This window comes from Pseudomonas agronomica, from assembly GCF_025917275.1.
Lineage (GTDB): Bacteria > Pseudomonadota > Gammaproteobacteria > Pseudomonadales > Pseudomonadaceae > Aquipseudomonas > Aquipseudomonas agronomica.
Genome location: NZ_JAOSHO010000191.1, coordinates 1 through 9,100 on the forward strand (window position 1 = coordinate 1; position 9,100 = coordinate 9,100).

At 59.4% G+C, this 9,100-nt stretch carries 8 protein-coding genes; 5 read left to right on the top strand and 3 right to left on the bottom strand.

The features are described 5' to 3' along the window. From OC610_RS15035 to infA, 3 genes are all read left to right on the top strand, one after another. A partial coding sequence (locus OC610_RS15035; protein WP_264428713.1) for a leucyl/phenylalanyl-tRNA--protein transferase occupies nucleotides 1-343 on the top strand: 343 nt, incomplete at its 5' end. A gap of 57 nt (nucleotides 344-400) precedes the next feature. After that, nucleotides 401-1,108, top strand: a complete 708-nt coding sequence (locus tag OC610_RS15040; protein WP_264428715.1) for an arginyltransferase — start codon at nucleotides 401-403, stop codon at nucleotides 1,106-1,108. A gap of 157 nt (nucleotides 1,109-1,265) precedes the next feature. Then, complete coding sequence (gene infA / locus OC610_RS15045) at nucleotides 1,266-1,484, top strand: translation initiation factor IF-1 (RefSeq protein ID WP_002553999.1); 219 nt, start codon at nucleotides 1,266-1,268, stop codon at nucleotides 1,482-1,484. Between the two features lie 289 nt (nucleotides 1,485-1,773). Here the strand turns inward: infA and clpA are convergent, their stop codons facing one another. Then, nucleotides 1,774-4,044, bottom strand: coding sequence for an ATP-dependent Clp protease ATP-binding subunit ClpA (gene clpA, locus OC610_RS15050; RefSeq protein WP_030141337.1), 2,271 nt, complete (start codon nucleotides 4,042-4,044; stop codon nucleotides 1,774-1,776). 28 nt (nucleotides 4,045-4,072) lie between these two features. Continuing rightward, entirely contained in the window at nucleotides 4,073-4,435 is a 363-nt protein-coding gene (gene clpS, locus OC610_RS15055) for an ATP-dependent Clp protease adapter ClpS (RefSeq protein ID WP_030141336.1), read from the bottom strand. Between the two features lie 225 nt (nucleotides 4,436-4,660). On the opposite strand from clpS, the gene cspD reads away from it, so the two are divergent. Beyond that, a complete protein-coding gene (gene cspD / locus OC610_RS15060) occupies nucleotides 4,661-4,969 on the top strand; it encodes a cold shock domain-containing protein CspD (RefSeq protein WP_408636594.1) in 309 nt (102 codons plus the stop codon). A 71-nt stretch (nucleotides 4,970-5,040) separates the two neighbouring features. Here the strand turns inward: cspD and icd are convergent, their stop codons facing one another. Then, nucleotides 5,041-6,297 carry an NADP-dependent isocitrate dehydrogenase gene (icd, locus tag OC610_RS15065; protein ID WP_030141334.1) on the bottom strand — a complete coding sequence of 419 codons (1,257 nt, stop codon included), beginning with the start codon at nucleotides 6,295-6,297 and terminating at the stop codon, nucleotides 5,041-5,043. A gap of 484 nt (nucleotides 6,298-6,781) precedes the next feature. Here icd and OC610_RS15070 point away from each other — a divergent pair, with 484 nt between their 5' ends. Beyond that, entirely contained in the window at nucleotides 6,782-9,007 is a 2,226-nt protein-coding gene (locus OC610_RS15070; RefSeq protein ID WP_264428719.1) for an NADP-dependent isocitrate dehydrogenase, read from the top strand. Nucleotides 9,008-9,100: the final 93 nt, after the last annotated feature.

The following is a 9,100-nucleotide window of genomic DNA, read 5'->3' on the forward strand; positions in this document are numbered from 1 at the left end:
CACCGACGCCATGCAGGCCGCTTATCTGGAACTGCACCGGCGCGGCTTCGCCCACTCGGTGGAGGTCTGGGACCAAGGCGAACTGGTGGGCGGCCTCTACGGCCTGGCGATGGGGCAACTGTTTTTTGGCGAATCCATGTTCAGCCGGGCCGACAATGCGTCGAAATTCGGCTTCGCAACCCTGGTCCAACATCTCAAGGAAGCGGGTTTCGTGCTGATCGACTGCCAGATGCCCACGGAGCACCTGCACAGCCTCGGCGCACGGTCGATTCCCCGCACGACGTTTGCCGGCTACCTGCAGGCCCATCTGGACCAACCGAACCAGGCCACCTGGGTTTGCTGAGCGATATTCGCGCTCCTGGCTTACACTTGAATTTGAAGCTTATACCGAGGGTTGATCATGACCGAGTTGGCGCGCTTGAAGTTCTATGCCACTCAACCCCATTCCTGCAGTTACCTGCCCGAGGAGCAGGCCACGACGCTGTTCCTCGACCCTAGCCAGCCCATGGATGTGCATGTCTACGCAGACCTGTCGGAGATGGGCTTTCGTCGCAGCGGCGATCACCTCTACCGGCCCCATTGCCAGCATTGCAATGCGTGCGTTCCGGCGCGCATTCCCGTGGCCCGATTTACCCCCAACCGGCAGCAGAAGCGTATTTTCAAGCGTAACGCCGACGTGCAGGTCCGCCCTGCCAAGCCGCAGTTCACCGAAGAATATTTCGACCTGTACCAGCGCTACATCGAACAGCGCCACGCCGACGGCGACATGTACCCGCCCAGCCGGGATCAGTTTTCGACCTTCCTGGTGCGCGACCTGCCGTTCTCACGTTTTTATGAGTTCCGCCTCGAGGGTCGGCTGGTGGCCATCGCCGTCACCGACCTGCTGCCCAACGGACTCTCGGCGGTATACACCTTCTATGAGCCCGACGAAGAAAAACGCAGCCTGGGACGTTACGCGATCCTCTGGCAGATCAATGAATGCCGACGCCTCGACCTGGAAGCGGTGTACTTGGGCTACTGGATCAAGAACTGCAAAAAAATGAACTACAAGACGCAATATCGGCCCATTGAATTACTCATCAACCAGCGGTGGGTTGTCCTGAACTAGGGGTCGCTCGTAGCCTGCGCCTTATCCAAGCGCCGCGTTCATTGAGTAACTCCGAAGAACCCCTTGGCTTGCCCCCCCTTTTTCGGGCACAATGCACGCCGCTTTTGCCTGGCGCAGTTGCACCGGGCCATTCACTGGATACCGAGGGCTTTACTGCATGTCGAAAGAAGACAGCTTCGAAATGGAAGGCACTGTCGTCGACACCCTGCCCAACACCATGTTTCGTGTGGAGTTGGAAAATGGGCACGTCGTAACCGCGCATATCTCCGGCAAGATGCGCAAGAACTACATTCGTATTCTTACCGGTGACAAAGTGCGCGTCGAGCTGACGCCCTATGACTTGAGCAAAGGGCGCATCACTTACCGCGCCCGCTAACAAGTCAATACAAAACGCCCGGCTCATGCCGGGCGTTTTTGTTTGCCTGCTATTTGCCCCGACCTTTCAGAACACAGATTCCCTGTGGGAGCGAGCTTGCTCGCGATAGCGGTGGGTCAGCTTGCATAAATGCCGAATGTGCCGCCGCTATCGCGAGCAAGCTCGCTCCCACAAGGATTGGCAGTGAAACATGATCTTGCGCTTTGCTTACAACAAGGCATGGTGTGGGCATGGAACGGCAAAAAAGGCGCCTTTCGGCGCCTTTTGCTTTCTTTATTGCAGGTAACGCTCAGGCCATTTCGGCCGTGGTTTCGAAGTCGAAGGTCAGTTCGCCGTCCTTGATGTCGATGTGAACCACACCGCCATGCTCGGCCAGTTCGCCAAACAGGATCTCCTCGGCCAGGGGACGCTTGATCTTGTCCTGGATCAGACGAGCCATCGGCCGCGCACCCATCGTCACGTCGTAACCACCTTCCGCCAGCCAACTGCGCGCCGCATCGGTGACTTCCAGCAACACACGCTTGTCTTCGAGCTGCGCCTGAAGTTCGGTAAGGAACTTGTCCACCACGCTCTTGATGACCTCATGGCTGAGGCGACCAAACTGGATAATGGTGTCCAGGCGATTGCGGAATTCAGGCGTGAAGCTCTTCTTGATCACTTCCATCGCATCGGACGAGTGGTCCTGATGGGTGAAACCGATCGAAGCGCGCGCCGCGGTCTCGGCACCGGCGTTCGTGGTCATGATGATGATCACGTTGCGGAAATCCGCCTTGCGCCCGTTGTTGTCGGTCAGCGTACCGTGGTCCATGACCTGCAGCAGCAGGTTGAAGACTTCCGGATGCGCTTTCTCGATCTCATCGAGCAACAGTACGCAGTGAGGCTGCTTGGTAATCGCCTCGGTCAACAGGCCGCCCTGGTCGAAACCGACATAGCCCGGAGGCGCACCGATCAGACGCGATACGGTGTGACGTTCCATGTATTCGGACATGTCGAAGCGAACCAGCTCGATGCCCATCGCCTTGGCCAGTTGCCGAGCCGCCTCGGTCTTGCCGACACCGGTAGGCCCGGCGAACAGGAAGGAACCGACCGGCTTGTCCGGCGACTTGAGGCCTGCACGAGACAGCTTGATCGCAGTGGACAGCGAGTCGATCGCCGCGTCCTGGCCGAACACTGTCAGCTTCAAGTCGCGCTCCAGGTTACGCAGCAGTTCCTTGTCGGAGCTGGTGACGTGCTTTGGCGGAATCCGCGCGATTTTGGCGACGATGTCCTCGACTTGCGGCACTTCGATGCGCTTGACGCGATTCTCCACCGGCTGCAGCCGCTGGTAGGCGCCCGCCTCGTCGATGACGTCGATGGCCTTGTCCGGCATGTGCCGATCATTGATGTAGCGCGACGCCAGCTCGGCAGCGGCGCGCAATGCCTCGTCGCTGTATTCGATGTTGTGGTGCAGCTCGAAACGCCCTTTCAGGCCACGCAGGATGCCGATGGTGTCTTCCACCGACGGCTCCGACACATCGACCTTCTGGAAACGCCGTGCCAGGGCACGGTCCTTCTCGAAGATCCCACGGAATTCCTGGAACGTGGTCGAGCCGATGCAACGGATATCACCCGAGGACAGCAGCGGCTTGAGCAGGTTCGAGGCATCCATGACGCCACCCGACGCAGCGCCTGCGCCGATGATGGTGTGGATCTCGTCGATGAACAGGATCGCCTGCGGGCGTTTTTTCAGCTCGCCGAGCAGCGCCTTGAAGCGCTTCTCGAAATCGCCACGGTATTTGGTACCGGCCAGCAAGGCACCCAGGTCGAGGGAATACACCACGCTGTTGGCCAACAAGTCCGGCACCTGGTTGTCGACGATGCGCTTGGCCAGGCCTTCGGCGATCGCGGTCTTGCCCACGCCCGCCTCGCCCACCAGCAACGGGTTGTTCTTGCGGCGCCGGGCGAGAATCTGCGCAACACGCTCGACTTCCGCCTCGCGCCCAACCAGCGGATCGATGCGACCCTGGCGGGCCAGCTCGTTCAGGTTGCTGGCATACGCGTCCAGCGGATTGCCTGAAGAAGAAGACTCACCGCCCTCGTCATCCTGCATATCCTGTTCACCCTCGGAATGATCGCCATGCCCCGGCACCTTGGAGATGCCATGGGCGATGTAGTTGACGACATCGATACGCGCGACGCTCTGCTGCTTGAGCAGGAACACCGCCTGGCTTTCCTGCTCGCTGAAGATGGCGACCAGCACGTTGGCCCCGGTCACTTCACGCTTGCCCGAGCTCTGCACATGAAAGACAGCACGCTGCAGCACCCGCTGGAAGCCCAGGGTTGGCTGGGTTTCGCGGTCCTCGTCGTGAACGGGGATCAGCGGCGTGGTGGAGTCGATGAACTCCTGCAAATCGTGCTTGAGTTTGTCGAGGTTCGCGCCGCAGGCACGCAAAACGGTGGCGGCAGCCTCGTTATCCAATAGGGCCAACAGCAGGTGCTCGACGGTCATGAATTCATGACGTTTCGAACGAGCCTCCTTGAAGGCAAGATTGAGGGTGACTTCGAGCTCGCGGTTTAACATGGTTCACCTCATACCCAAGTGGTCGGCGTTAACCGTCCTTCTCGATTTCACAGAGTAGCGGATGCTGGCTTTCCCGGGCGTATTGGTTGACCTGCATGGCCTTGGTCTCCGCGATGTCGCGGGTAAACACACCACATACTGCCCGTCCCTCTGTATGAACGGCCAGCATGACCTTGGTCGCCAGCTCACGATTCAGGTTGAAAAACACCTCGAGCACTTCGACGACGAAATCCATCGGTGTGTAGTCATCGTTGAACAAAACCACCTTGTACATCGGTGGAGCCTGTAAAGCGGGCTTTGATTCCTGAACAGCAATGCCCGCTGAATCGTCATCATGTTGATCCGGGCGATCCTGATTGAATGTTAGTCGAATCTGGCTGATTGCATGCATGGAAAGAAAGGTTCGTTTAGTTGGCAAATACAGTGATGGGGCCGCTTGCGGGCGATTTCAACCGCTACCGCCCGATCACCTTGACTAACGGTAAATCGGTGTTACAACCAATAGAGCCCACCGTGGGTTAAAAAGGTCCGCGAAGTCAATCCGATTTCCATTGATCGACGGCGGATGACCAGGATGATACTCCGTTGCCGGGGTGTGTTGCAGAGGGAAATTGGTATGTCAGGTACCACCAGCATGCGAGTCAAGGGAAAGGTCAAATGGTTCAACAATGCCAAGGGCTACGGTTTCATTATCCAGGATGGGAAGGAAGAAGATCTCTTCGCTCATTTCTCGACAATCCAGATGGACGGTTATAAAACCCTGAAGGCAGGTCAGCCAGTGACGTTCTGCATGATACAAGGGCCAAAGGGCACACACGCCGTTGAAATCTGCCCGGTCACCGTCGATGCCGAGGGCACTGAGCCCTGCGAAAAGCCAGAGCCGACTACGGTCCGCCTCAAGATCCGGGTAACCGAGGATCACTAAAGGCCTATCCGCCCAATAAAAATGCCCGGTTTCGATCGCTCGAACCGGGCATTTTTGTATGCGAGCTTCGCTTACATGTGCGAAATCAGCGCATCGCCGAAGCCGGAAGACGACACCAGCTTGGCACCATCCATCAGGCGCTCGAAGTCATAGGTCACGGTCTTGGCCGAAATCGCGCCGTTGGTGCCCTTGATGATCAGGTCGGCCGCTTCGGTCCAGCCCATGTGGCGCAGCATCATTTCCGCCGACAGGATCAGCGACCCCGGGTTGACCTGGTCCTTGCCTGCGTATTTAGGCGCGGTACCGTGGGTGGCTTCGAACATCGCCACGGTGTCGGACAGGTTGGCGCCCGGCGCGATGCCGATACCGCCCACTTCCGCGGCCAGGGCATCGGAGAGGTAGTCGCCGTTGAGGTTCAGGGTGGCGATCACGTCATATTCAGCCGGACGCAGCAGGATCTGCTGGAGCATGGCGTCGGCGATAGCGTCCTTGACCACGACATTCTTGCCGGTCTTCGGGTTCTTGAACTGCATCCATGGCCCGCCGTCGAGCAAGGTTGCGCCGAACTCTTCAGCCGCCACTTCGTAGGCCCATTCCTTGAAGGCACCTTCGGTGAACTTCATGATGTTGCCTTTGTGCACGATGGTCAGCGAATCGCGGTCGTTGTCGACGACATATTGCAAGGCCTTGCGCGCCAGGCGCTTGGTGCCCTGCTTGGAAACCGGCTTGACGCCAATACCGCAATCTTCGTCGAAGCGGATCTTGGTGACGCCCATTTCTTCTTTAAGGAACTTGATGACTTTGGTGGCTTCGGCCGAACCGGCCTTCCACTCGATGCCAGCGTAGATGTCTTCGGAGTTCTCGCGGAAGATCGTCATGTCCACGTCGCCAGGCTTCTTGACCGGGCTAGGCACGCCTTCGAACCAACGCACCGGGCGCAGGCAGACATACAGGTCGAGCTGCTGGCGCAGCGCCACGTTCAGCGAGCGGATACCGCCACCGACCGGCGTGGTCAGCGGACCCTTGATGGAAACCACGTAGTCCTTGACCGCATCCAGGGTTTCCTGGGGGAGCCAGGTGTCCTGGTCATAGACCTGCGTGGCTTTTTCACCGGCATAGACTTCCATCCAGGAAATCTTGCGCTTGCCGCCGTACGCCTTCTCGACCGCGGCGTCGACCACCTTGATCATGACCGGACTGATATCAACGCCAATGCCGTCACCTTCGATGAAGGGGATGATCGGATTGTCGGGAACATTAAGAGAATGGTCTGCGTTGACGGTGATTTTGTCACCGACGGCCGGAACCTGAATCTTTTGATACCCCATGCTGAACTCCATTGCTTGGATTGAACATCTGGCTTGCGTTCGAGCGTAACCCAGTTGAATCGGCACGCAAACCCTACGTTAGGCTCATCAAGGACGAAAGTGCCGCAGTTCGCAATGTACAAGCCTGAAAACCAAGGGAAAAGCGCCAAACATGAGCATAGTCCACCACCCTTGGCATGCGACGTTTAGACCAATGGACGTGTACGGAAGTCTATGAACCGTCGGCAGATCGCCAGCTACCTATGTATAATGCCGCCGCTGACCACAGGGTCACGACGGCTGACGGCTCTATAACGAGACTTTCCGCCATTTTGAAAGCCGGACCGTTACCGCGGCCCGACCGCTTGACGCTCGACTGATGCACCCAACATCACCGCGAAGAAACCTCGACATTCGGCTCACGGATGACTTTGAACGAACGCGCTTACCCGGCGCCCCTCGAGTTTCTGCGCATGCTTTAGCAAAGAAGAGAGTTAATCCGAATATGCCCACCCGCTCGAAGATCATCTATACCTTCACCGACGAAGCGCCTGCCCTCGCCACCTATTCGCTGCTGCCGATCGTCGAAGCCTTCACCGCTTCGGCCGACATCGCCGTGGAGACCCGCGACATCTCCCTCGCAGGGCGCATCCTGGCCAGCTTCCCCGAGCAACTGGGTGACAAAGCCGTAGCCGACCACCTCGCCGAACTGGGCGACCTGGCCGTTACGCCTGAAGCCAACATCATCAAGCTGCCGAACATCAGCGCCTCGGTGCCGCAACTGCAGGCCGCGATCAAGGAGTTGCAGGCCCAGGGCTACGCACTGCCGGACTATCCGGAAACCGTGACCACCGACGCCGAGAAAGAAGCTCGCGCTCGCTATGACAAGGTCAAGGGCAGCGCCGTGAACCCGGTCCTGCGCGAAGGCAACTCCGACCGCCGCGCGCCGCTGTCGGTCAAGAACTACGCCCGCAAGCACCCGCACAAGATGGGCGCCTGGGTTGCCGACTCCAAGTCCCATGTCGCTCACATGAGCGCCGGCGATTTCTACGGCAGCGAAAAAGCCGCCCTGATCGACGCCGCGGGCAGCGTGAAGATCGAGCTGATCGCCAAGGACGGCACCGCCACCGTCCTGAAGGAAAAAACCACCGTACAAGCCGGTGAGATCCTCGATTGCGCCGTGCTGAGCAAAAACGCCCTGCGCGACTTCATCGCCGCTGAAATCGAAGACGCCAAGCAAAAAGGCGTCCTGCTGTCGGTCCACCTGAAAGCCACCATGATGAAGGTCTCCGACCCGATCATGTTCGGCCAGATCGTCGCCGAGTACTACAAGGACGCGCTGGCCAAGCACGCCGAAGTGCTTGAGCAGATCGGCTTCAACCTGAACAACGGCATCGGCGACCTGTACGCCCGCATCAAGGCCCTGCCGGCCGAGCAGCAGGCGCAGATCGAAGCCGACATCCAGGCGGTCTACGCCGTGCGTCCATCCCTCGCGATGGTCAACTCCGACAAGGGCATCACCAACCTGCACGTGCCGAGCGATGTCATCGTCGACGCCTCGATGCCAGCCATGATCCGTGACTCCGGCAAGATGTGGGGCACCGACGGCCAGCTGCACGACACCAAGGCCGTGATCCCGGATCGCTGCTACGCCACCATCTACCAGGCGGTGATCGAAGACTGCAAGCAGCACGGCGCCTTCGACCCGACCACCATGGGCAGCGTGCCGAACGTTGGCCTGATGGCCAAGAAAGCCGAAGAGTACGGTTCCCACGACAAGACCTTCCAGATCAAGGCCGACGGCGTGGTCCGTGTCTCGGACAACAACGGTCGCACCCTGCTGGAACAGAACGTCGAGGCTGGCGATATCTTCCGCATGTGCCAGACCAAGGACGCGCCGATCCAGGATTGGGTCAAGCTGGCCGTCAACCGTGCCCGCGCCAGCGCCACCCCGGCGATCTTCTGGCTCGACCCGATGCGCGCCCATGACGGCGTGATGATCGAGAAGGTCCAGGCTTACCTGAAGGACCACGACACCAGCGGCCTGGACATTCGCATCATGTCGCCTGTCGACGCGATGAAGTTCACCCTGGCTCGCACCCGCGAAGGCAAGGACACCATTTCGGTGACCGGCAACGTACTGCGCGACTACCTGACCGACCTGTTCCCGATCATGGAACTGGGCACCAGCGCCAAGATGCTGTCGATCGTGCCGCTGATGAACGGTGGCGGCCTGTTCGAAACCGGCGCCGGCGGTTCGGCACCCAAGCACGTGCAGCAACTGCTGGAAGAAAACTTCCTGCGCTGGGATTCCCTGGGCGAGTTCCTGGCCCTGGCCGCTTCCCTGGAACACCTGGGCGTGACCTACAACAATCCCAAGGCGCTGGTGCTGGCCAAGACCCTCGACCAGGCGACTGGCGAGTTCCTGGACCGCAACAAGTCGCCTTCGCGCAAGGTCGGCGGCATCGACAACCGCGGCAGCCACTTCTACCTGACCCTGTTCTGGGCCCAGGCACTGGCCGCCCAGGATGACGACGCAGCCCTCAAGGCGCAGTTCACCACCCTGGCCAAGACCCTGGCCGACAACGAAGAAAAAATCGTTGCCGAGCTCAATGCGGTCCAGGGCAAGCCCGTGGACATCGGCGGCTACTACTTCGCCAACCCGGAGCTGACCAGCAAGGCCATGCGCCCGAGCACCACCTTCAACGCGGCGATTGCTGCGCTGGTGTAAGGCTGCAAGGAAGCACCACGAACCCCGGCCTTGTGCCGGGGTTTGTGTTTCTGCCATACCCTGTTTCCCTGACAATATAATCCCCTGTGGGAG

What these genes read in the sequence shown, in the direction of transcription:
- OC610_RS15040 (WP_264428715.1), top strand. Translation starts at nt 401, where the DNA reads ATGACCGAGTTGGCGCGCTTGAAGTTCTATGCCACTCAACCCCATTCC.
- icd (WP_030141334.1), bottom strand. Translation starts at nt 6,297, where the DNA reads ATGGGGTATCAAAAGATTCAGGTTCCGGCCGTCGGTGACAAAATCACC.
- infA (WP_002553999.1), top strand. Translation starts at nt 1,266, where the DNA reads ATGTCGAAAGAAGACAGCTTCGAAATGGAAGGCACTGTCGTCGACACC.
- OC610_RS15070 (WP_264428719.1), top strand. Translation starts at nt 6,782, where the DNA reads ATGCCCACCCGCTCGAAGATCATCTATACCTTCACCGACGAAGCGCCT.
- clpS (WP_030141336.1), bottom strand. Translation starts at nt 4,435, where the DNA reads ATGCATGCAATCAGCCAGATTCGACTAACATTCAATCAGGATCGCCCG.
- clpA (WP_030141337.1), bottom strand. Translation starts at nt 4,044, where the DNA reads ATGTTAAACCGCGAGCTCGAAGTCACCCTCAATCTTGCCTTCAAGGAG.
- cspD (WP_408636594.1), top strand. Translation starts at nt 4,661, where the DNA reads ATGTCAGGTACCACCAGCATGCGAGTCAAGGGAAAGGTCAAATGGTTC.